Source organism: Achromobacter xylosoxidans A8 (assembly GCF_000165835.1).
Classification (GTDB): Bacteria; Pseudomonadota; Gammaproteobacteria; order Burkholderiales; family Burkholderiaceae_B; genus Achromobacter; species Achromobacter xylosoxidans_B.
In genome coordinates this window covers 3874412-3893710 of sequence record NC_014640.1, presented here as the reverse complement: position 1 = coordinate 3893710, position 19299 = coordinate 3874412, and the positions used below count along the sequence as shown (strand labels likewise).

Annotated in this window: 20 protein-coding genes; 12 read left to right on the top strand and 8 right to left on the bottom strand. The window is 68.0% G+C overall.

Translation table 11 applies throughout. The features are described 5' to 3' along the window. Positions 1-73 precede the first annotated feature (73 nt). Genes AXYL_RS18015 through AXYL_RS18000 form a run of 4 tightly spaced genes read left to right on the top strand, consistent with a single transcriptional unit; the run spans position 74 to position 4115 of the window. Positions 74-736, top strand: coding sequence for a response regulator transcription factor (locus tag AXYL_RS18015; protein WP_013394266.1), 663 nt, complete (start codon positions 74-76; stop codon positions 734-736). Further along, positions 733-2133 carry an ATP-binding protein gene (locus tag AXYL_RS18010; RefSeq protein ID WP_013394265.1) on the top strand — a complete coding sequence of 467 codons (1401 nt, stop codon included), beginning with the start codon at positions 733-735 and terminating at the stop codon, positions 2131-2133. Before AXYL_RS18015 ends, AXYL_RS18010 begins: the two co-directional genes overlap by 4 nt. A gap of 51 nt (positions 2134-2184) precedes the next feature. Beyond that, positions 2185-3414 (top strand): hypothetical protein, encoded by a 1230-nt coding sequence (locus AXYL_RS18005; protein ID WP_013394264.1) that lies wholly within the window; start codon positions 2185-2187, stop codon positions 3412-3414. 35 nt (positions 3415-3449) lie between these two features. Next, entirely contained in the window at positions 3450-4115 is a 666-nt protein-coding gene (locus AXYL_RS18000; RefSeq protein ID WP_041655708.1) for a glutaminyl-peptide cyclotransferase, read from the top strand. Here the strand turns inward: AXYL_RS18000 and AXYL_RS17995 are convergent. Together AXYL_RS17995 and tet are read right to left on the bottom strand one after the other, a co-directional pair. Beyond that, positions 4102-4839, bottom strand: coding sequence for a hypothetical protein (locus AXYL_RS17995; RefSeq protein WP_013394262.1), 738 nt, complete (start codon positions 4837-4839; stop codon positions 4102-4104). The two genes, AXYL_RS18000 and AXYL_RS17995, sit on opposite strands and share 14 nt — an antisense overlap. Positions 4840-4895: 56 nt before the next feature. Further along, positions 4896-6077 (bottom strand): Tet(A)/Tet(B)/Tet(C) family tetracycline efflux MFS transporter, encoded by a 1182-nt coding sequence (tet, locus tag AXYL_RS17990; RefSeq protein ID WP_041653896.1) that lies wholly within the window; start codon positions 6075-6077, stop codon positions 4896-4898. Between the two features lie 120 nt (positions 6078-6197). Here tet and tetR point away from each other — a divergent pair, with 120 nt between their 5' ends. From tetR to AXYL_RS17970, 4 genes are all read left to right on the top strand, one after another. After that, positions 6198-6851 carry a tetracycline resistance transcriptional repressor TetR gene (gene tetR, locus AXYL_RS17985; RefSeq protein WP_013394260.1) on the top strand — a complete coding sequence of 218 codons (654 nt, stop codon included), beginning with the start codon at positions 6198-6200 and terminating at the stop codon, positions 6849-6851. Positions 6852-7048: 197 nt separating this feature from the next. After that, positions 7049-8173 carry a TRAP transporter substrate-binding protein gene (locus tag AXYL_RS17980; protein WP_013394259.1) on the top strand — a complete coding sequence of 375 codons (1125 nt, stop codon included), beginning with the start codon at positions 7049-7051 and terminating at the stop codon, positions 8171-8173. 80 nt (positions 8174-8253) lie between these two features. Further along, positions 8254-8877 carry a TRAP transporter small permease subunit gene (locus tag AXYL_RS17975; protein ID WP_013394258.1) on the top strand — a complete coding sequence of 208 codons (624 nt, stop codon included), beginning with the start codon at positions 8254-8256 and terminating at the stop codon, positions 8875-8877. Continuing rightward, on the top strand, positions 8874-10853 hold the full coding sequence (locus AXYL_RS17970; RefSeq protein WP_013394257.1) for a TRAP transporter large permease: 1980 nt from the start codon (positions 8874-8876) through the stop codon (positions 10851-10853). The genes AXYL_RS17975 and AXYL_RS17970 overlap by 4 nt, the downstream gene beginning before the upstream one ends. 48 nt (positions 10854-10901) lie before the next feature. On the opposite strand, the gene AXYL_RS17965 is transcribed toward AXYL_RS17970, so the two are convergent. Beyond that, positions 10902-11375 (bottom strand): bleomycin resistance protein, encoded by a 474-nt coding sequence (locus AXYL_RS17965; protein ID WP_013394256.1) that lies wholly within the window; start codon positions 11373-11375, stop codon positions 10902-10904. An 18-nt stretch (positions 11376-11393) separates the two neighbouring features. Then, on the bottom strand, positions 11394-11909 hold the full coding sequence (locus AXYL_RS17960; protein WP_013394255.1) for a GNAT family N-acetyltransferase: 516 nt from the start codon (positions 11907-11909) through the stop codon (positions 11394-11396). A 125-nt stretch (positions 11910-12034) separates the two neighbouring features. On the opposite strand from AXYL_RS17960, the gene AXYL_RS17955 reads away from it, so the two are divergent. Beyond that, on the top strand, positions 12035-12565 hold the full coding sequence (locus AXYL_RS17955) for a MarR family winged helix-turn-helix transcriptional regulator (protein WP_193353235.1): 531 nt from the start codon (positions 12035-12037) through the stop codon (positions 12563-12565). Further along, the gene (locus AXYL_RS17950) at positions 12562-13341 is read left to right on the top strand and encodes a DNA alkylation repair protein (RefSeq protein WP_013394253.1); all 780 of its coding nucleotides are present in this window, start codon (positions 12562-12564) and stop codon (positions 13339-13341) included. The genes AXYL_RS17955 and AXYL_RS17950 overlap by 4 nt, the downstream gene beginning before the upstream one ends. A gap of 47 nt (positions 13342-13388) precedes the next feature. On the opposite strand, the gene AXYL_RS17945 is transcribed toward AXYL_RS17950, so the two are convergent. Next, entirely contained in the window at positions 13389-14138 is a 750-nt protein-coding gene (locus AXYL_RS17945) for an SDR family oxidoreductase (RefSeq protein WP_013394252.1), read from the bottom strand. Positions 14139-14311: 173 nt separating this feature from the next. Here AXYL_RS17945 and AXYL_RS17940 point away from each other — a divergent pair, with 173 nt between their 5' ends. After that, on the top strand, positions 14312-15109 hold the full coding sequence (locus tag AXYL_RS17940; protein ID WP_013394251.1) for a DUF169 domain-containing protein: 798 nt from the start codon (positions 14312-14314) through the stop codon (positions 15107-15109). Here AXYL_RS17940 and AXYL_RS17935 read toward each other — a convergent pair. After that, complete coding sequence (locus AXYL_RS17935; RefSeq protein ID WP_013394250.1) at positions 15070-16014, bottom strand: LysR family transcriptional regulator; 945 nt, start codon at positions 16012-16014, stop codon at positions 15070-15072. The two genes, AXYL_RS17940 and AXYL_RS17935, sit on opposite strands and share 40 nt — an antisense overlap. Positions 16015-16121: 107 nt before the next feature. Between AXYL_RS17935 and AXYL_RS17930 the strand changes: the two genes are divergently transcribed. Then, on the top strand, positions 16122-17300 hold the full coding sequence (locus AXYL_RS17930; protein ID WP_013394249.1) for a CynX/NimT family MFS transporter: 1179 nt from the start codon (positions 16122-16124) through the stop codon (positions 17298-17300). 56 nt (positions 17301-17356) lie between these two features. Here the strand turns inward: AXYL_RS17930 and AXYL_RS17925 are convergent, their stop codons facing one another. Both AXYL_RS17925 and AXYL_RS17920 read right to left on the bottom strand, forming a co-directional pair. Beyond that, positions 17357-18316, bottom strand: a complete 960-nt coding sequence (locus AXYL_RS17925; RefSeq protein WP_013394248.1) for a DMT family transporter — start codon at positions 18314-18316, stop codon at positions 17357-17359. A gap of 82 nt (positions 18317-18398) precedes the next feature. Further along, the gene (locus AXYL_RS17920) at positions 18399-19268 is read right to left on the bottom strand and encodes an AraC family transcriptional regulator (RefSeq protein WP_237709909.1); all 870 of its coding nucleotides are present in this window, start codon (positions 19266-19268) and stop codon (positions 18399-18401) included. Positions 19269-19299: the final 31 nt, after the last annotated feature.

Genomic DNA, 19299 nt, shown 5'->3' with positions numbered 1-19299 from the left:
CGGCATGGATTCTTAATAAGTTCTTAACCCGCAGCCGGCATGCTGCGGCATCGTTGATGGTCCTGGAGATTTCTTGCGTGTCCTGCTAGTTGAAGACGACGCCATGTTGGGCGACGCCGTGCACACCAGCCTGGCGCAGTCTGGCGCCGACGTGCAATGGGTGCGCGATGTCGCGCAGGCGCGGCTGGCCCTGGTGGAGCACGGCTTTCATGCCGTGCTGCTGGACCTGGGCCTGCCCGACGGCAGCGGGCTGGCGGTCCTGAAGCACCTGCGCGCGCGCTACGACGCCACGCCGGTCCTGATCCTGACCGCGCGCGACCGGCTGAGCGAACGGATACAGGGCCTGGATGCCGGCGCCGACGACTACATCGTCAAGCCATTCCAGCTGGACGAGCTGCTGGCCCGGCTGCGCGCCGTGGTCCGGCGCAGCAGCAACGCCGTGGTGTCGGCGCTGCGCTGCCGCGACGTGGTGCTGGAGCCGGCCAAGAGGGCGGTGACGCGCGACGGCGTCGAGGTCAGCCTCAGCGCGCATGAGTACCGCACGCTGCTGGCGCTCATGGAACGCATCGGCCACACCGTCAGCCGCGAACAGCTGGAGGCTGCCGTCTATGGCGACAGCGGCGCCATCGAAAGCAATACGGTGGCGGTCTATATCCATCAGTTGCGCCGCAAGCTGGGCGACAAGCTGATCCTCACCGTCCATGGACTGGGCTATCGCATCGAGGCGGCCGAATGAAGACGCTGCGCAAGCAACTGACGCTGACGCTGCTGTTGACGATGACCCTGTCCTGGATCGCGGTGTTCGCCTTCCAGCAGTACGAAACCACGCGCTCGCAGACCGGCGCGCGCGATCGGTGGCTGCATGACGCGGCCAGCCAGATGCTGGCGTCGCTGCCGGTCAGCCTGTTGGGCAACGCGGCGCCGTCCGAGCGTTTCACCCCGCCCGCGTCCAGCCGTGTCGACGGCGACAAGATCCGTTTCCACTTGTGGTCGCTGGCCGACCGCCGGCTGCTGCTGCGCTCGCCCGAGTCCCCCGAACACCCCCTGAGCGGCGGCTTCCAGGATGGTTATGCCGACGTGTCCGCCGACGGCATGGATTGGCGCGTGTACGCGGTCTCCGACGCGCAGGGGCGGGTGCAGGTGCAGGTGGCGCGGCCGCAGAGCGAATTGCGCGCCCAGTCGCTGTATAGCCTGAAGCGCGGGCTGGTCATCGTGTCCGTCCTGTTCGTGCTGCTGGCCGTGGTGAGCTGGCGGGTGGTCGGCCGCGCGTTTCGCAAGGTGGACCGCGCCGGCGCGGCCATCGCGCGGCGCGGGCCGTTCGACCTGGCCCCGCTGCCCATGGCCGGCATGCCAGGCGAACTGCGTCCCTTCATCCGCTCGATCAACCAGCTGCTGTTGCGGGTCAAGGGCGGCATGGACCGCGAGCGCCGCTTTCTTGAGGATGCCGCGCACGAGCTGCGCACCCCGTTGGCCGCGCTGAGCGCGCACGCGGAACTGGTGGCCCGCAGCGCCGGCTCCGCCGATGCGCCGGCCGCCATCGAGAAATTGCGCTTGGTCGCGCAGCGCACCTCGCGCTTGTCGGAACAATTGCTGGACCAGGCTCGCATGGACGCGCTAAGCGCCAGCGCCGACGAGCCCGAGCAGGTCCAACTGGATGCGCTGGTCGCCATGCTGGTGCGCGACTGGGAAACGGACGCGACCCGCAAGCAGCTGCGCATCCAGCTGGACGTGCAGGCCTGCGTGGTGCGCGGGCGGCTGGACGCCCTGGGCGTGCTGGTCCGCAACCTGCTGGACAATGCCGTGCGCTATACGCAGAGCGGCGGCCAGATCGCGGTGACTTGCGGACCTGCGGCAGACGGCGGGGCCTGCCTGCGCGTGGCCGACGATGGCCCGGGCATTGCGCCGGAGGAACGCGCGCGCGTGTTCGACCGCTTCTATCGCGCCCCGGGCAGCGTGGCGGGTGGCAGCGGCATCGGCCTGTCCCTGGTGGCGCAGATTGCGCAGCAGCATGGCGCCGCAGTCGACCTGGGCGACGGCCTGCGCGGCGCGGGCGTGGCGCTGACGGTGACTTTCCCGCCTGCGGGCCGCGCGCCTGGCTTGGGGACGCCGCTGCAAAGCCGCGCCAGGTGGTAGATTAGTTGCCGGTAAGCGGACTGCGGGAGCGGCGGCAGTGGCGGGATTTCCATGGATTTTCTGATCACCTCGGCGGCGCGCGCGCTGGCCGCCGGCAATCCGCTGGGCGCCTTGAACCTTGTGGCCCTGCGCGACGATGCGCCCGCGCTGGCCTTGCGCGGCATCGCCCTGGCGCAACTGGGCGAGTTCCGCCGCGCCCGGACCCTGCTGCGCAGCGCGGCGCGGAACTTCGATCCCAAGAACGTGCTGGCCCGCGCCCGCTGCGTCGTGGCCGAGGCCGAGATCGCCCTGGTATCGCGCGACCTGGCCTGGCCGGAAAAGGCGTTGGAGGCCGCGCGCGCCGCGCTGGACGCCCACGGCGACCCGGCCAACGCCGCGCATGCGCGGCATCTGCAGGCCCGCCGCGAGCTGTTGCTAGGCCGGCTCGATCGCGCCGAGGATGCGCTGGCCTTGCTGGACCCTGCCGCCCTGGCCCCGGCGTCCCGCGCCATCCACGAACTGATCGCCGCCGGCGTCGCCTTGCGGCGGCTGCGCACGGGGCCGGCGCGCGCCGCGCTGACCCAGGCGGAACTGGCCGCCCGCGTCGCCGGCATCCCCGCGTTGATGGCCGAGGTCGAACACGCGACCTTGCTCCTGAACACGCCCGCGGCGCGGCTGATCGAGCAGGGCGTCCAGCGGCCCATCCTGCTGGATGAAGTGGAGGCGCTGCTGGCCTCCGACACGCTGGTGGTCGACGGTTGCCGCCACGCGGTGCGCAGCGAGGGCCGGGCAATCCCGCTGGCCAGTCGCCCGGTGTTGTTCGCGCTGGCCCGCGTCCTGGCTGAAGCCTGGCCGCAGCCGGCGCCCAGGGAAACGCTCATCGAGCAGGCGTTCCGTACCGCCTACTTCGACGAGACGCACCGCGCGCGCCTGCGCGTCGAGATCGGGCGCCTGCGTGCGGCCCTGGACGGCGTGGCCGGCATCAGCGCCGCGCGCGGCGGCTTTGTCCTGAAGCCGCAAGAGGGCAGAGGGGTCGCGCTGTTGGCACGACCCGCTGGCGACGGCGACAGGGACCAGGGAGCCGTGCTCGCCTGTCTGGCCGACGGCGAAGCCTGGTCCAGTTCCGCCCTGGCGCTGGCGCTGGGCGCCAGCCAGCGCACGGTGCAGCGCACGCTGGACGCGCTGGCGGTGGCCGGCAAGGTGCAGGCTTGCGGCCAGGGCCGGGCGCGCCGCTGGATGACGCCGCCGGTGCCGGGATTCACGACAACCTTGTTACTCCCGGCCGCGCTGGCTGCCGACTAGCATGAATGCTCGAACTCCAGTTCAAGGACATCGAAATGAAACGAACGAAAGCCCAGATCATCCGCGAGTACGGTCCCTTTCCCGGCGTGCAGGCAGTGCACGGCGTGACTTACGACGGCCAGCAGGTGTGGTTCGCCACCGGCGAAAAACTGATCGCCCTGGACCCCGACAGCGGCAACACGCAAGCCTCCATCGACCTGGTCGCCAACGCGGGCACGGCCTTTGATGGCAAGCATCTCTATCAGATCTCCGATGGCACCATCGTCAAGCTGGAGCCAGAGAGCGGCCGGGTGCTGACCCGCATCCCGGCGCCGGGCGGCGGCGGCGCCTCGGGCATGGCCTGGGCCGAGGGCAGCCTGTGGGTGGCCGAGTACCGCCAGCGCAAGATCTACCAGGTGGATCCTGAAACGGGCCGGGTGCTGCGCACCATCGAATCCAACCGCTACGTCACCGGCGTGACCTGGGTCGACGGGCAGCTCTGGCATGGCACCTGGGAGGATGGCGCCAGTGATCTGCGGCAGCTGGATGCGCGGACTGGCGAAGTGCTGCAAAGCGTGGAAATGCCGGCCGGTATCGGCGTATCCGGATTGGAGTCGGATGGCGCCGGCTGCTTTTTCTGCGGCGGCGGCGAAAGCGGCAAGCTGAGAGCGGTGCGCCGTCCGCCAGCCGAGTCCGACGACGCCGCGCTCACCAACGGATGATGTAGGGCCTGTCTCCCAGTTCCCACACGCCGTTTTTCCGTTCCAGCATGATGTACTCAGTTTGCCATTCGTCCGGCTGGTCCTCCGGCGCAAAGCCGGATAGGTACGGACGGAAGGCGGGATCGGCCGCCCAGTCCGCGGTGCTGCGCTCCAGCCGCCATTCGAACTTCACCGCCGAGACCAGGTTGGGGTTGTCGTCGAATGGATTCTTGAGCGGCTTGGTATGGGTGAGGATCTTGCCGATCTGCAGGCCGGGGGCGCAGAACTTCGCGGTATAGACCAGCTTGGAACTGAGGCGGGCCTCGCCGTCCGTGTAGTAGGGCCGGCCTTTATCCGTCAGCTCCATGCGGCTGCTCGCGTCCTCGGGATCTTCGTCCGCTTGCGGTGGCCCGCCGTCGCCGTTGGCGCTGACGCGCTTGACCGTGACCAGCTGATGCTTGATCAACCCCTGCACGATCCTGTCCTGGCTTTCCAGGAACGCGGTGTAGACATCGGTGGGCAAGGGCCGCACGCCCACGACGTTGACGCAGGCGCCGACCGGCGCATATGCCGGTTGCCCCGTGGCCTCGACCAGGATCTTGCGCATCTTGCCTTCGGTCAGGCCGGGACCCAGGGGTGATTGCCACCATGCATAAAAACCCGCGGCGCCAGTGATGATCAGGCCCAAGGCCCAGGCCTTGCGTGGAATCCGGCGGCGATTGGCGGCGCGCTGCTTCTGGTTCATTCCTTTCCTTGCCGATTGTGGTTCCGCGATAGTAGCGCGTGACTGGTGCCGTCCTACTAAGACTTGCCTTGCGAAGCCCTGCGGCGCAAGGCCGGCAGGCAGGCAAAATACAGCCCGGCGCCCGCGATCCATGCCCATCCTTTCCACACGTTCAGCGTGGCGGCATAGAGCGCCGTGATGGCCAGGGGCCCGACGATCGCGCTGAGGCTCGACAACGCGGCGAGCGCGCCCTGCAACTGGCCTTGGCGTTCCTGCTCGACCCGCGCCGACAGCATGGCCTGCAACGCCGGCATGCCGATGCCGCCCGACGCCAGCAGGACCATGATGGGGAAGGCCATCCATCCGCGCGTCGCGAACGCCAGCAGGACATAGCCCAGGGCATCGGCGGCCATGCCCAGCAACAGCGTCCGCTTTTCTCCCAGTCGCGCCGTGGCGGGGCCGGTGGCCAGCGCCTGGACCAGGGCGTGCAGCGCGCCGAACGCGGCCAGCGACAGGCCGACCGTGGCGGCATCCCACTGGTAGCGGTCTTCGCCATATATGACCCACAGCGTGGCGGGCACCTGTCCCACGAACTGCATGACGAAAAAGACGGCCATCAAGGCGATCACCGCCGTCTTGCCGCGCGCCCACAGGAAAGAGGAAGCGGGCATGAGCGCCTTCAGCGACAGCGGCCGCCGCTCGCCGCGATGCGACTCCGGCAACAGGAAGCACCCCATCAGAAAATTCAGGCCGTTGAGGATCGCGGCCGCCAGGAACGGCAGCTGCGGCGAGATGCCGCCCAACAGGCCGCCGATGACGGGACCGGCAATCATGCCGACGCCGAAGCAGGCGCTCATCAGGCCGAAGTAGCGCGCCCGCTCGCCCTCCTTGGTGAGGTCGGCGATGCAGGCGCCCGCCACCGCACCGGTGGCGCCGGTGATGCCGGCGACGAGCCGCCCCAGATACAGGACCAGCAGGGTCGGGGCCGTCGCCATGATCAGGTAGTCGATGGCGGCGCCCGCCAGCGAGAGCAGCAGGATCGGCCGCCGCCCATAGCGGTCGGACAGCGCGCCCAGCGCCGGGGCGCAGAGGAACTGCATCAGCGCATACGCCGCGAGCAAGGCCCCATAGTGGCCGGCAATCTCCTCCGAGTGGACCAGGCCTCGCAGCAGGCCGGGCAGGACGGGCATGACCAGGCCTATGCCGACCGCGTCCAGCGCAACGGTGCTCAGGATAACCAGGGCATGGCCGGCTCTCACGTCCGGCCTTCGGGTAGGGGTGTGGATTTCATGTGCTGATTCGTATTTATTTATCGTTGATAAATTTTTCGGCACAATAATTTATCATTGATAAATTATCAAGTTCCACGAGGAAGCGTCATGACCAAATTGCAGCTGGATGCCGTGATCCGCGCCGGGCTGGACCTGCTGGACGAGGTGGGGGTGGATGGCCTGACGACGCGCAAGCTGGCCGATCGCCTGGGCGTCCGGCAGCCCGCGCTTTACTGGCATTTCAAGAACAAGCGCGCGCTGCTGGACCGCTTGGGCGAGGCGATGCTGTCGGAGAGCCACACGTACTCGATGCCCAGGCCGGGCGATAGCTGGCGCGCTTTCCTGAACGGCAATGCGCGCAGCTTCCGGCGGGCCTTGTTGGCCTATCGCGACGGCGCGCGCATACACGCCGGCACCCGACCGAGCGAACCGCAATTCGAAGCCGTGGAGGCGCAATTGGCGTTTCTGTGCGAAGAGGGATTCGCGCCAGCCGACGCCGCTTACGCGCTGACGACGATCAGCTATTTCACCGTCGGCGCCGTGCTCGAACAGCAGGCGGCCGCGGGCGACGAACAGGAACGACGGGCCGGCGCGCAGCAGGCTCCGTCGTCCGCGACGCCATTGCTGGCCCAGGCTTTGCAGGCATTCGACGCCGCTGGACCTGATGCGGCTTTCGAATATGGGCTTGCCGCCATCGTCGGCGGCCTGGAGCAGCGGTGCGTGAAGTCTGCCGCTCGAGGAAGGACCGTACGAAAGCACTAGTGCCCCGTGTCTAGGGTAATTCCTGACACAAAGCTGATTGTCAGCGATTAGTCAGAAAGGTTTAATCAGCACACGCTTTGCGTATCGTCCGCAACCGCGCCCGCGGGATCCCGCAGCAGGCTTCACCATCCCGCGCCCACGCAGGAGTAGTAACTACAAGCTGGTCCATGTAGTCCTAATTCAGGAGACAACAAGCCATGCAACACGTTACAAAGCCCCGCCGCAAGTTCATCTCGGGCGCCGCCGTCGCCGGGGCCGCCGCGCTCGGATTTCCGGCCGTCGCCCGCTCGCAGAATGCGCCGGTTTCCCTGCGCTTCCAGAGCACCTGGCCCGCCAACGACATCTTCCACGAGTTCGCGCGCGACTATGCGCAGAAGGTCAACGACATGGCCGGCGGCCAGTTGAAGATCGAGATCCTGCCGGCCGGCGCCGTGGTCAAGGCCTTCGATCTGCTGGACGCGGTGTCCGCAGGCACGCTGGACGGCGGGCATGGCGTGGTCGCTTACTGGTACGGCAAGAACACGGCGGTTGCCCTGTGGGGCTCGGGTCCGTCCTTCGGCATGGACGCCAACATGCTGCTCGCCTGGCATGAATACGGCGGCGGCAAGGAACTGCTGGTCGAGATCCAGAAGGCCATGGGCGTGAACGTGGTGTCGCTGATGTACGGTCCCATGCCGACTCAACCTTTCGGATGGTTCAAAAGGCCCATCACAAAGATGGAGGAGGTCAAGGGCCTCAAGTTCCGCACCGTGGGCCTGGCCATCGACATGTACACCGCCATGGGCGCGGCCGTGAACGCGCTGCCGGGCGGGGAAATCGTGCCGGCGCTGGACCGCGGCCTGCTGGACGGGGCGGAATTCAACAACGCGTCCTCGGACCTGGCGCTGGGCTTCCAGGACGTCTCCAAGATCTGCATGCTGCAGAGCTTCCACCAGAGCGCGGAGCAGTTCGAAATCCTGTTCAACAAGGCCAAGTACGACGCGCTGCCCGACAACCTGAAGCACATCCTGCGCAATGCCGCGCAGGCGGCCAGTGCGGACATGTCCTGGAAGGCGGCGAACCGCTATTCGCAGGACTACGGCAAGCTGCAGAAGGACCACAACGTCAAGTTCTACAAGACGCCCGACGCCATCCTGCAGCAGCAGCTGAAGATCTGGGACGAGATGATCGCCAAGCGCTCGGCCGAAAATCCCTTGTTCAAGAAGGTGCTGGAGTCGCAGCGCGCCTTCGCCGAGCGGGTGGGGCGCTGGCACGGGGACACCTCGGTCAACTTCCGCATGGCCTACAACCACTACTTCTCGCGCAGTACTAAACCCGCCTGAGGGACCGGTACCTGTATCCCGCGCCGCGCGCCGTTCATCGGCGCGCGGCGGGATGTCATGCGTCTTGACCTGGAAGTGAGATGATCCGCATCGTACGTTTCATAGACCGTATCTCCACTTTTGTCGGACAGACCTTTGCCTGGTTGATCGTCGCCCTGACCTTGCATGTCTGTTGGGAGGTGGCCGCGCGCTACCTGTGGAACCAGCCGAGCGCCTGGGCGTTCGATATGCAGATGATGTATTACGGCATCCTGTTCATGATGGCGGGGGCCTACACCCTGGCCAAGAACGGGCATGTGCGCGGGGACATCCTGTACGGCTTCCTGCCGCCGCGCGTGCAGGCGGGCCTGGACCTGGTCCTGTTCATCGTCTTCTTTTTCCCTGGCGTGATCGCGCTGGTATGGGCCGGCTGGTACTACGCCGGCTATTCCATCGCCATCCGCGAGCATTCCTCGCTGATGGCCAACGGGCCGCCGATCTATCCCTTCAAGGCATTCATTCCGATCGCGGGCGCGGTCCTGCTGCTGCAGGGCGTGGCGGAAGTGCTGCGCTGCGTGCTGTGCCTGCGGCGCGGGGCCTGGCCCTCGCGCGCGGAAGACGTCGAGGAAGTGGACGTCGACAAGCTCAAGCAGATGGTGCATGTGAAGGACGAGGACATCGCCAAGCTCGACCGCTACGTCACGTCAGGGGAGCCGCGGCCATGAAAATCCACAAGGCGCTATGGTTCGGCCTGTCGTGCATCGGCCTGGTGGTGCTGATGATTGCCTTCCTGACTCCCTGGGACAATCTCACCACCGGGCATATCGGCCTCTTGATGCTGGCCTTGATCGTGGTGGCGATCATGCTGGGTTTTCCCACGGCGTTCACGCTGATGGGCATGGGCGTGCTGTTCACGTTCCTGGCGTACTACATGCAGAGTTCGGATGCGGGCCGCTCGGTCGGGCAGACGCTGGACCTGATGGTGCAGCGCACTTACGCCACCATGACCAACGACTCGCTGATCTCGATTCCGCTGTTCGTGTTCATGGGCTATCTGGTCGAACGCGCCAACCTGATCGAAAAGCTGTTCCGCTCCATGCACCTGGCGCTGGCGCGCGTGCCGGGCGCGCTGGCCGTGGCCACGCTGGCGACCTGCGCGATCTTCGCCACCGCCACGGGCATTGTCGGGGCGGTGGTTACGTTGATGGGCCTGCTGGCCATGCCGGCGATGCTCAAGGCCGGCTACAGCGTGCGCCTGACGGCCGGGGCCATTACGGCGGGCGGCTGCCTCGGCATCCTGCTGCCGCCGTCCGTGATGCTGATCGTGTACGGCGCGACCACCGGCGTGTCGGTGGTGCAGCTATACGCGGGGGCGCTGTTCCCGGGCATCATGCTGGCGGTGCTGTACATGATCTACGTGATCATCGTGGCCAAGCTGCGCCCCGACATGGCGCCGCCGCTGCCCAAGGAGGAACGCGGCGTGCCGCTGTCCGCGAACTCGGCGGCGCTGGCCTCGGGCGGCTATACCCGCGCCGTGTCCGGCATGCTGGCGGCCATGTTCAAGGGGCGCCGCAACCAGAACGTGCCGTTCGGCTTCCTGCTGCGCAACATGGCGCTGGCGCTGGCGCCGCTGGCGGTCACGGTGCTGTTGCTGGCCGTGGTGTACCAGGCGTCGACGCGTCCGGAAGTGGTGTACGAGATTCCCGCCGAGCTGCAGCTGGGATCGGGCGGCTTCGATTCGGAGTTCAGCGAGCCGCCAGCCGACGGCCTGGCGGAGCCGCCGTCCAACGAACTGGCCGAGCCTCCTGCGAACGAGCCGGCTGCCGTCGGCGGCCTGGCTGAGCCCCCCTCGAACCCGCCCGCAACAGCCGGCGGCCTGGCCGAGCCGCCGGGCGCGCCAGCCGCATCCGCCGCCGCGCAGACGCCGGCAGCCGCCGACGAGGGCATTGCCGCACCCCAGGGCTTCTGGATCTTCGCGGCCATATGCGCGGCAATCCTGGTGCTGTTCTATGCGATGCTGACGTGGGCGCGGCTGGAAATCTTCAAGATGCTGATGTCCTCGTTCTTTCCATTGGCGGTGATGATCGCGGCGGTGCTGGGATCCATCGCCTTCGGCCTGGCCACCCCCAGCGAAGCCGCGGCCATGGGCGCCATGGGCGGTGCGCTGCTGGCGCTGGCGTACCGGCGGCTGAATCTGCCGGTACTGCGCGAATCGGTGTACCTGACGGCCAAGACCAGCGCCATGGTGTGCTGGCTGTTCGTCGGTTCGTCGATATTCTCGGCCGCGTTCGCGCTGCTGGGCGGACAGCGCATCATCGAGGAATGGGTGCTGTCGCTGGGGCTGTCGCAGCTGCAGTTCCTGCTGCTGGCGCAGATCATCATCTTCCTGCTGGGCTGGCCGCTGGAATGGACCGAGATCATCGTGATCTTCATGCCCATCTTCGTGCCGCTGCTCAACACCTTCGGCATCGACCCGTTGTTCTTCGGCCTGCTGGTCGCGCTGAACCTGCAGACGGCCTTCCTGTCGCCGCCGGTCGCCATGTCGGCCTTCTACCTGAAGGGCGTGTCGCCCCCGCACGTGACGCTGAACCAGATCTTCCTGGGCATGATGCCGTTCATGGGCATCCAGGTGGTGGCGATCTTCCTGCTGTACGTGTTTCCGGGCATAGGCATGTGGCTGCCGACGGTGTTGTACCGCTGAAGACCCTGATTGGAGGCGGCTGGGACGCCGCCTCCAAGCCGCCGTGGCTCAGGCCGCCGGCGGAACGTCGCGCCTGCCCAGGCCCGCCGAGTAGCGGATGAGATAGCCATCGGGATCCTGCACCAGGAACTGGTGCACGCCGACCTCGGTCGTACCGGCGCGGTACCACTTCTCCTCGGGTTCCATGTACAGCGGCCACCCGGCGCCGCGCAAGGCGTCGACCATCGGCGTGATCGAAGGCACCTCGATCTGCAGATTGATCCCGCGTCCCAGCGGCGCTTCCAGCGGGCCGGTGATCCAGTTCCTGCCGTGGCCGTGTTCCTCCAGCATGACCTGCGAACCACTCTTGTCCAGATAGGCGAAATGGTCTTCCGGGCGGTCGTAGGCTATCGAGAACCCGCAGAGCCCGCACCAGAAATGCAGGCTCTTGTGGATGTCGGACACCAGCAGCTCGGGCACGACACGGGCGGCGGAGAATTCGGACGCGGGAAGCACGGGGTAGTTCATGGCGGATTTCTGCATGAATGGCGCATGGGGAGATCAGGGCCGCAATGATAGGTCGGATTCGGCGACAGGACGCGGCAGTGCATAAACGAAGGTGTCGCGGTCGTAGTGGCGCTCGCGCGTGCGGAACGTGAAACCCAGTTTCTCCAGGACGCGAACGGAGGCTTGGTTGTCGGGCCAGACCACCGCGACGAGTTCGGCCACTTCAAGCTCGCGCCAGGCGTATTCGCACAACTGCTTCGCTGCCTGGCTGGCGTACCCCCGTCCCCAAACCGCGCGTTGCAGCCGATAGGCAAGCTGGATGCTGTCCGTGCCTGCCAGAGGGACCAGGCTCACCCAGCCCACTGCGGCGCCATCGATCGCGACCGCCCAATGGCCCAGCCGGGTCAGCGGTTCACGCAGCCATGCCAGCAGCTCTTGCCGCCGCGCCTCGTCTGCCGGTTTGACGCCGGTGCTGTGGCGCATGACCTCGGGATCCGATTCCATGGCCAGCAGCATCGGGATGTCGTCTTCCTGCATGCGGCGCAGGGTCACGCGGGAGGGTAGGGGCATGGATTCAGTCGTCGACTGCTTGAGTAGCCAGGATGATAGCGGTTCGAACTGCAGCAGCCATCTTGCGGAAAAATAGTTAGGCACCTTATTATATGGACGTCGAGAATCACAGGGTCAGATCCCACATGCAAGACGCACAACACATGCTGGAACCCAAGCACCGCGCGCTGCTTGAAGTCGCGGCCAGGCGCGGCCTGCCGACGGCGGACGGGATAGGCCTTTGCTTTCAGCTGCTGTCGCTGGCCAACGCCATCGACCGGGATTGCGCCGCCCGGCTGGCGCCGCGCCAATTGTCGGAAGGGAAGTTCGTGCTGCTGTTCCTGTTGCACGAGCAGGCGGACGGTATGTCGCCGCACGAGCTGGCCGATGGCGCCGGTGTCACACGGGCCACGGTCACGGGCCTGCTGGACGGCCTGGAGCGCGACGGATTCGTCTTGCGGCGCGCTGGCAAGGAGGACCGGCGCAAGATTATCGTGAAGCTCAGCGCCAAGGGGCGGGCCGAGGCCGGGCAGTTGTTCAAGACGCATACGGACTGGATAGGCTCCTTGTTCGCGGGCTTGAGCCTTGCGGACCGGGCCAGCCTGCGCGCGCTGCTGGGCAAGATCTGGCAAGGAACCGACTCGGGCCGGGCTACTGGGCAGGAGACTACGCAATGAGCAAGAAGACCTCAGCCGCGCCGACGGGCCGGGGCGTGAAGGACATCAGCGCCGAGCGCCTGGCGCAGCTGAACGCCGGCGAACCGGCCGGCAACCTGACTGAATGCCTGGCTGTGGACTTTGCCGAACTGATGCAGGCGGCCGCCCCGCAGGTGGGCGCCGAGGCCATCGCCGCGCTGCGCGCCCAGGCTGGGATGGGGATCTCCAAGCGCATGGCCGCTGCAGCGCATCACTTGCAGGAGGGCCTGGGCAAGGACGCCTTCAAACCGTTGCGCAGCCACCGCTCGGATACCGTCCGGGGCTGGGCCTGCTTCATGGTCGGGATGATGCCGGATCTGACCCTGAAGCAGCGGCTGGCGTTGATCCGGCCGCTGGCCGACGATGCGCATTTCGGCGTGCGGGAATGGGCCTGGCTGGCGCTGCGCCCGCAGTTGGCGGCCGAGCTGGACACGGCATTGGAACTGCTGCAGCCCTGGACGGCGGATGCCTCCGAACGCGTGCGCCGTTACGCCAGCGAGTCGCTGCGGCCGCGCGGGGTCTGGTGCGCGCACATTGCGGCCTTGAAGGCCGATCCCGGCAGGGCGCTGCCCCTGCTTGAGCCGCTGCGGGCCGACCCGGCCGTCTACGTGCAGGACTCGGTCGCAAACTGGCTGAACGACGCCAGCAAGGACCAGCCGGATTGGGTACGCGAGGTCTGCGCGCGCTGGTCCAAAGGCAAGCCGGCCGAGGCGACGCAACGCATCTGCAAGCGCGCGCTGCGTTCCATCGGAGCCTAGCCGCAGGTATCGGCAGATAAGCCCGCGCCAACCCGGCCAGCCAGGGCCTACAACTGGCTCATGCCCCCGTCCGCAATGATCTCGGTGCCGACGATGAAGGCGGACTCGGGCGAGGCCAGGTGCAGCACGGTCGAGGCGATCTCCTGCGGCGTGCCAAAGCGGCCCAGCGGCACCTGGGCGCGGATGCTGGCGGCGGTCTTTTCCAGCGCAGCGGCGTCCAGGCCCAGCTTGTCGTAGATCGGCGTGGCGACGGGGCCGGGGCTGATGACGTTGACGCGTATGCCGCGTGGCAGCAGTTCCGCTGACAGGGTCTTGGCCAGGGAGATCAGCGCGGCTTTGCTGGCGGCATAGATGGAGGATGCCGGCATGCCGATACGGGCGTTGATCGAGCCATTCAGCACGATGGACGCGCCCGGATTGAGCAGCGGGTCCAGCGCCTGCAATTGAAAGAAGGCGCCCTTGACGTTGGTCGAGAACGTCTGGTCCCAGAGCGCTTCGGTGGCTTCGGCCAGGGGCGCGAAACGCGCCACGCCGGCGTTGATGAACACGGCGTCCAGGCGGATGCCGGCCTGGCGCAGTTCGGTCGCCAGGGCGGCGGGGGCACCGGGCGCGCCGGCGTCGTTGCGCAGCGCCAGCGCATGGGAACCCAGGCTGGCGCGCACCTGCTTCAGCACCGCGGCATCGCGGCCGGTGACGACCACGCGGGCGCCTTCGGCGGCGAACGCCTGGGCGGCGGCGAGGCCAATGCCGCTGGTGCCGCCGGTGATCAGGACGGTCTTCTGTTCGAAACGGTTCATGGTGGGCTCCTTGGAAGCCGGGGAGTGTCCTGCGCGCGTGCCGCTGGCAGGATTGCCGCATTCCACGATAGATCAATCAAGCGCCCGGCGGGCGATTCGTTATAGTCATCGCTGACCGCGATCAATCTGCGGCAATGCGGCAAAGTCCGCGCACAACAGTCCAAGGGACGGGCATGGAAGAGACGACACTGAACTGGGCATCGCTGGTCGATGAACTGAACAAATTGCTGCGCCTGAAGACCACGGTCATCGGCATGAAGCTCTACGAACGTGAAGAAGATATGGCGGCGGTAAAGGGCTTGCGGCGGCCGCAGGCCACGCACACCACCGACCAGATCGTCGGCATGGCCGCCCGGCTCGGCTGGACCGTAGGCATCACGGGCGACGACCTGGTCGGCGCCCAATGCCGCGCCGTGATCGGCCTGGGGCCGCAGGACCAAGCCTGGAAGCGCGGCGAGGATTACGTGGGCGTGTGGCACGCCACCCAGGAAGACGCCCAGGCGCGCCAGGAGGCATTGTCCTGTGTACCTGCGGGCAAATATCGCGGGCTGGTGGTGTCGCCGCTGGCCGCGGGCCGGCTGGACCCGCCCGACATCTGCCTGATCTACGCCACGCCGGGCCAGATGATCATCCTGATCAACGGCCTGCAATGGAAGAATTACCGACGCTTCGACTGGAGCGTGGTGGGCGAGACGGCCTGTGCGGACTCCTGGGGCCGGGCGCTGGCCACCGGCGAACCCAGCCTGTCCTTGCCCTGTTACGCGGAGCGCCGCTACGGCGGCGTGCCCGACGAGGAAATGCTGATGGCCTTGCCGCCGCGCTACCTGCCCATCGCCATCGAGGGCATGAAGGCCTTGTCGGCCAACGGTCTGCGCTATCCGATTCCGCCCTACGGCATCCAGAACGACGTGCGCGCCGGCATGGGCGTCAGCTATGCGCGCGCGCCGGCGTCCCCGGCATCCAAGCCCTGATGCGCGGCGGCTCGCAAGGCGGCCGCCAGCACGCGGGCAGCGGGTCCCAGGGGCTGGTCGATGCGGTGCGCCAGATAGGTTTCGCTGGCCACCTGGCTGCCGCGGCCCAGGCTGTCGGTCGGCAGCCGCAGCAGCCGGCCTTCGGCCAGATCGCGCTGCACCTGCCAGAACGGCAGCCGGCCCCAGCCCACGCCAGCCAGGATCAGGGCGTGCTTGGTGTCCTGGCCGCTGACGCGGCAGGTCTGCGGCGACAGCACCGCAAAGTCCCGGCCCTGTGTCAGCGAGGACGGGTCCATTTGCACGATCTGCACATGATCGGCGAGGTCCGCCGGACCCAGCGGGATGTCGGCGGCGACGCGCTGCGCCAACGCATGTCCGGCGCCGACCACCGCCACCATCTGCACGGACGACAGCGCCTGCATCACGATGCGCGGGTTGCGGAAATGGTCGCCGGCGACGATGGCCAGCGTGTGGCTGCGTGTCAGCAGCGCTTCCACCGGGCCGCCCAGGGGCAGCACCGAAACCCGGACGGCGACGGACGGGTAGGCCGCGCGCAGGGCGTTCAGGGCGGCGCCCACCTCGGCGATCGGAAACAGCGTGTCCACTGCCAGCGACAGTTCCAGCTCGACGCCTTCGCCCAGGCCCTGGGCGCGGGCGCGCATGGCGTCCACGCGCAGCAGGATGTCGCGGGCGTTGGCCAGCAGCGCAGCCCCTTCTGGCGTCATCACGGGCCGGTGGCCGCTGCGGTCGAACAGCGTCACGCCCAGCTGCGCTTCCATATTGGCGATGGCGTGGCTGACGGCCGACTGCACCCGCGACAGGCGGCGCGCGGCCGCGCGGAAACTGCCGGCGTCGGCCACGGCGGCGAACACGCGCAACTGGTCCAGGGTCAGGGCGTCTATCATCTTGCCGGCTGATCTATTAAATCGATCAAGTACATCAAAAGATTATCACTTACCAGGATCGGCTTGCGCTGGCATCCTGGCTGGGTCGCAAAACAAGGGAGACAGGGATGGGCAAGGAAGGAACGCGCTGGTCGGCGGTGCTGGCCATCGTGGGGGCGGGCGTGGTGGCGGCGCTGCAAGTGGGCAAGGTCATCATCGCCGCGCCCTTGCTGCGCAAGGACATGGGGTTGGACCTGGCCTCCATTGGTGCGTTGGCCGCGGTGTTTTCTATCCTGGGGCTGGTCGGCGGGATCGCGGCCGGGGGCGTCATCAACCGCTACGGCGCGCGACGCATGCTGCTGGCGGGTTTGGTGGCGACGGCGGTGGGTTCGGTGATAGGCGCGATGGCGACCGCCTACAGTGTCCTGCTGGCCTCGCGGGTGGTGGAGGGGCTGGGCTTCCTGATGATTACCGTGGCGGGGCCCGCGGCCCTGCAGCGCATGGTGACGGCGTCCACCCGCGACTTCGCCTTCGCGCTGTGGAGCTGCTACATGCCGGCCGGCATGGCGATTGCGATGCTGGCCTCGCAAGCCTTCAGCGGCTGGCAGGCCTACTGGTGGTGCGCGGGCGCGGCGGTGCTGGTGGCCATTGTGTGCGTGGCGGCGCTGGCGCCGGCCAACCCGGGCGGAGCCAGCCTGTCGTGGCGGGGCTTGCGGCAGGACACGGTCGATACCATGGGCACGCCCGGTCCGCGCCTGCTGGCGCTGTCGTTCACGCTCTACAGCCTGATGTTCTTCGCGCTGTTCACCTTCCTGCCCGTGCTGCTGACCGAGCAGTTGGGCCTGCCGCTGGCGACCGCCGGCCTGTACAGCGCCATCGCCAGCGCTGCCAACGTGGTCGGCAACCTGGGCGCGGGCGTGCTGCTGGCACGCGGCTGGCGCCGTTCGACATTGATCGCCTGCGCCAGCCTGATCATGGGCGCGGTGGCGCTCCTGATCTTCCGCTCCGTGCTGCCGGCCATGCCCACCTTCCTGTTGTGCGTGCTGTTCTCGGCGGTGGGCGGGCTGATACCGGCCACGCTGCTCGGCACGGCGCCGTTGCTGGCGCCGCGGCCCGCGTTGACGCCGGCTTCGGTGGGGCTGGTGATGCAGGGCAGCGGCCTGGGCCAGGTGATAGGCCCGCTGGCGGTAGGCGGCGCGATCGACCGCTACGGCTGGTCGGTGGCTTCGCTCATCGTGGCCGCGGCCGGGCTGGGCGGGGTCTTCCTGGCATGGCGCCTGCGGCGCTTGAAAGGCCCCGGGCTGTAGACGTCGCGCGGTTGTCGCGAGCACCGGTCTGGACCGATGCTCCGTGTGGCGCGGCCTTATGCAGCCGCGGGCAGCGGTTCCGGCTTGATCCGCACCGCGCGCAGCACGCCCACCATCAGGCAGGCGATGCCGATCAGCGTCAGTGGCTGGGGCATCTGCCCGCGCAGCATGTAGGCATAGGCCAGCGCGGCGAGCGTTTCGAACACGATCAGCTGTCCGGCCAGGGCGGTGGGCAGGCGCTGGCTGGCTTCGTTCCAGCACAAGGTGCCCAGCCAGGACGCGAACAGGCCGATGATGGCCATCAAGGCCAGGAAGACTTCGGGCCGGGGGCCGGCCGGCATGGGAAAGTCGCTGCCAGCCGCGGCCATGCCGGCCCACAATACGAGATAGCCCGCCAGCGCCAGCGGCAGCGTCGCCACGCCCTGGGCCGTGGCCCAGGTGCGCGGGCTGCGGTCGGGGTGGGCGCGCAGCCAGTCCGCGTTGCGCAGCGGATACCAGGTCCAGCAGGCCACCGCGCCCAGCGCCAGCAGCGCGCCGATGGCGTAACGCGACATGTCGGCGTCGGGCTCCTGGCGCAGGGCCTGCAGCTCGACCTGGTTGAGGCAGGCGATGCCCAGCGCGATCAAGGCCAGCGCGGGCGCCAGCCGCTTCCATGGCAGCCGGCCGTCGCGCCGGGCGTTGCGCAGGTTGGCGCTGATGGCGATGACCACGGGCAGGGTGCCGATGATCATGGTGGGTACGGGGCCGCCCGCGCGCTGGATGGCGCTAGCCAGGCACAGGTAGTAGAGCAGGTTGCCGATGGCGGCCAGCTTCAGCGCTTCGATCCAGTCGGCGCGCTGCAACTGGCGCAGTCCGCGGCGGTCCAGCCAGGCCAGCGGCAGCGCGATCAGGCCGAACGCCAGATAGCGCGCCACGGATTGCAGCGCGGCGGGGTATTCCGGCAGCAGCAGGGGCCCCACGAACACCAGGCCCCACATCAGGCCGGCGGCCAGGGCGTAAAGGGTTCCAGCCCACATACGACGTCGCTCCAGGTCACGAATGGCGGCAGTCTAGCGAGCGCGCGGGCGGCGCGTCTTGTACCAGATTGCTGCGCGCGACTCAGGCGCGGACTTGCTTCTGATAGCGCGAGGGCGTGACGCCGTAGCGGCGGCAAAAGGCGCGGGTCAGGTGGGCCTGGTCGGTCAGCCCCGCCGCCAGCGCCACCTGGGCCGGGGGCTCGCCCGCGGCCAGCCGGCGCTTGGCCTCGAACAGCCGCAGCGCCATCAGCATCTGCTGCGGCGTGGCGTGGTACTGCGCCTGGAAGCTGCGCAGGAAATGAAAGGGGCTGAGCCCGGCCACGGCCGCGAGTTCGTCCAGCGTCAGGCGGCGCGCCAGATGCGCGCGCAGGTAATCGATGACGGGCGCAAAGCGCGGCGAGCCTTCGTCGCGGGCCGCGTGCGGCACGCGCGCATGGCGGCGGAATTCTCCCAGCAGCGCGTACAGCGCGCTGTCGAAAGCCAATGGCTCGCGCGCCTGCCACAAGGTGTCCAGCAGCGTGGTGACGCGCTGCGCGCCGGCGGCGTCATGGCCGACGGCCGTATCGAACCACCAGCCGCTTTCGCCGGCCACGCGCGCCACCACGTCCGGGTCCAGGTAGACCATGCGATAGCGCCAGCCGCCCTCGGTTTCGGCGCGGCCGGTATGCAATTCGTCGGGATTCATCAGCACCACCGAGCCCGAGGGCGCCAGATGCTCCGCGCCACGGTAGCGGAAGCGCTCGACGCCGGCCTCGATCGCGCCCAATCCGTAGGCTTCGTGGGTGTGGGGCTCGAAGGCGTAGCGGATGATGTGGGCGCGGTACAGCTCCACGCCGGGCTGGTGCGCCGCCTGGCGGAACTCGGCCCGGTCGCCGGGATGCTCGAACGCCTGCGGCACGCCCGGCATTACGGGCGCGGCAGGATCGGAAGCGACATGGTCGGCAGGGCGCATGGCTGGATTTAAGCATGCTGGCCGGCGCAGC

What these genes read in the sequence shown, in the direction of transcription:
- AXYL_RS18010 (WP_013394265.1), top strand. Translation starts at nt 733, where the DNA reads ATGAAGACGCTGCGCAAGCAACTGACGCTGACGCTGCTGTTGACGATG.
- AXYL_RS18005 (WP_013394264.1), top strand. Translation starts at nt 2,185, where the DNA reads ATGGATTTTCTGATCACCTCGGCGGCGCGCGCGCTGGCCGCCGGCAAT.
- AXYL_RS18000 (WP_041655708.1), top strand. Translation starts at nt 3,450, where the DNA reads ATGAAACGAACGAAAGCCCAGATCATCCGCGAGTACGGTCCCTTTCCC.
- AXYL_RS17995 (WP_013394262.1), bottom strand. Translation starts at nt 4,839, where the DNA reads ATGAACCAGAAGCAGCGCGCCGCCAATCGCCGCCGGATTCCACGCAAG.
- tetR (WP_013394260.1), top strand. Translation starts at nt 6,198, where the DNA reads ATGACCAAATTGCAGCTGGATGCCGTGATCCGCGCCGGGCTGGACCTG.
- AXYL_RS17980 (WP_013394259.1), top strand. Translation starts at nt 7,049, where the DNA reads ATGCAACACGTTACAAAGCCCCGCCGCAAGTTCATCTCGGGCGCCGCC.
- AXYL_RS17975 (WP_013394258.1), top strand. Translation starts at nt 8,254, where the DNA reads ATGATCCGCATCGTACGTTTCATAGACCGTATCTCCACTTTTGTCGGA.
- AXYL_RS17970 (WP_013394257.1), top strand. Translation starts at nt 8,874, where the DNA reads ATGAAAATCCACAAGGCGCTATGGTTCGGCCTGTCGTGCATCGGCCTG.
- AXYL_RS17965 (WP_013394256.1), bottom strand. Translation starts at nt 11,375, where the DNA reads ATGCAGAAATCCGCCATGAACTACCCCGTGCTTCCCGCGTCCGAATTC.
- AXYL_RS17960 (WP_013394255.1), bottom strand. Translation starts at nt 11,909, where the DNA reads ATGCCCCTACCCTCCCGCGTGACCCTGCGCCGCATGCAGGAAGACGAC.
- AXYL_RS17955 (WP_193353235.1), top strand. Translation starts at nt 12,035, where the DNA reads ATGCAAGACGCACAACACATGCTGGAACCCAAGCACCGCGCGCTGCTT.
- AXYL_RS17950 (WP_013394253.1), top strand. Translation starts at nt 12,562, where the DNA reads ATGAGCAAGAAGACCTCAGCCGCGCCGACGGGCCGGGGCGTGAAGGAC.
- AXYL_RS17945 (WP_013394252.1), bottom strand. Translation starts at nt 14,138, where the DNA reads ATGAACCGTTTCGAACAGAAGACCGTCCTGATCACCGGCGGCACCAGC.
- AXYL_RS17940 (WP_013394251.1), top strand. Translation starts at nt 14,312, where the DNA reads ATGGAAGAGACGACACTGAACTGGGCATCGCTGGTCGATGAACTGAAC.
- AXYL_RS17935 (WP_013394250.1), bottom strand. Translation starts at nt 16,014, where the DNA reads ATGATAGACGCCCTGACCCTGGACCAGTTGCGCGTGTTCGCCGCCGTG.
- AXYL_RS17930 (WP_013394249.1), top strand. Translation starts at nt 16,122, where the DNA reads ATGGGCAAGGAAGGAACGCGCTGGTCGGCGGTGCTGGCCATCGTGGGG.
- AXYL_RS17925 (WP_013394248.1), bottom strand. Translation starts at nt 18,316, where the DNA reads ATGTGGGCTGGAACCCTTTACGCCCTGGCCGCCGGCCTGATGTGGGGC.
- AXYL_RS17920 (WP_237709909.1), bottom strand. Translation starts at nt 19,268, where the DNA reads ATGCGCCCTGCCGACCATGTCGCTTCCGATCCTGCCGCGCCCGTAATG.